The organism is Spongiactinospora gelatinilytica (assembly GCF_003236385.1).
In the GTDB taxonomy this organism is placed as follows: Bacteria; Actinomycetota; Actinomycetes; order Streptosporangiales; family Streptosporangiaceae; genus Spongiactinospora; species Spongiactinospora gelatinilytica.
Window position 1 is genome coordinate 1 of the sequence record NZ_POUA01000758.1, and the last position, 1,063, is coordinate 1,063.

General features: G+C 67.9%; 2 protein-coding genes. Both read left to right on the forward strand.

Annotated features, from left to right (window positions below; translation table 11 throughout):
• Positions 1-189: 189 nt before the first annotated feature.
• Entirely contained in the window at positions 190-726 is a 537-nt protein-coding gene (locus tag C1I98_RS39195; protein ID WP_111172216.1) for an NADH-quinone oxidoreductase subunit J family protein, read from the forward strand.
• Positions 726-1,063, forward strand: a 338-nt coding sequence (gene nuoK / locus C1I98_RS39200) for an NADH-quinone oxidoreductase subunit NuoK (RefSeq protein ID WP_111172217.1), incomplete at its 3' end; no start/stop codon positions are given. The genes C1I98_RS39195 and nuoK, both read left to right, overlap by 1 nt.

Below are 1,063 nucleotides of genomic sequence, written 5' to 3' on the forward strand. Positions count from 1 at the left end.
CGTGAGCGGCGATGAACCCTTAACCGCCGAACCCCCCGCCCGCCCGCCAGAAGGCGGCGAGATATCCACAGGCGGAACCGCCGCTTCGCGGTCATCCACAGAATCCGATTCGGGTGACACGAGCGGCCGGGACGAGCGGCAAACTCCTTCGCAAAGGCCGGATCGACCACCGGATCCCAAGGAGGAGTGATGACCGGGGCGGTGCCGTCCTACCTGTCGCCGACCGGGCAAGAGATCGTCTTCTTGCTCCTGGGCGCGGTGACCGTGGGGTCGGCGCTGCTCGTCGTCACGACGAGGCAGCTCGTCCACGCCGCCCTCTGGCTCGTCCTCTGCTTCGGCGCTCTGGCCGGCTGCTATCTGGTGCTCACCGCCGAGTTCGTCGCGTGGGTCCAGGTGCTCATCTACGTGGGAGCGGTCGTGGCGCTCCTGCTGTTCGGCATCATGCTCACCCGGGCGCCGATCGGCCGATCCGCCGACCTCGACAGCGGCAACCGCGTGGTCGCCGCCATCGTCGCCCTCGCCACCGCCGCCGTGCTGGTGACCGTCGTGATCGACGGGTTCCGCACCGCCTACGCCGACCTGACACCCGGCAGGGGAGCGGCCTCCGAGGTCGGCAGCAGCCTGTTCCGCAACTGGGTACTGCCCTTCGAAGCGCTCTCCGTGCTCCTGCTGGCCGCCCTGATCGGCGCGATCGTGCTCTCACGCACCGATATCAGGGGGCGCTGATGCATATCGTCTACCCGGCCGTGGTGTCCGCCCTGTTGTTCTCCGTAGGTGTCTACGGCGTGCTCGCCCGCCGCAACACCGTGCTGGTCCTGATGTCGGTCGAGCTCATGCTCAACGCGGTCAACCTCAACCTGGTCGCCTTCGACGTATGGCTCAAAGACCGCCTGCACGGCGGGCAGGTGCTCACATTGTTCGTCATCGTGATCGCCGCCGCCGAACTCGGCGTCGGCCTCGCCATCGTCCTGGCCCTCTACCGCAACCGCCGCACAGTCGAGCTCGACACCCTCCGCGACCTGGCCGACCCAGACATAAAGCCCCCACCACCCCCCAACGGAAC

Bases quoted from the DNA above. Each gene is read 5' to 3' on its own strand.
- C1I98_RS39195 (WP_111172216.1), top strand. From the start codon at position 190: ATGACCGGGGCGGTGCCGTCCTACCTGTCGCCGACCGGGCAAGAGATC.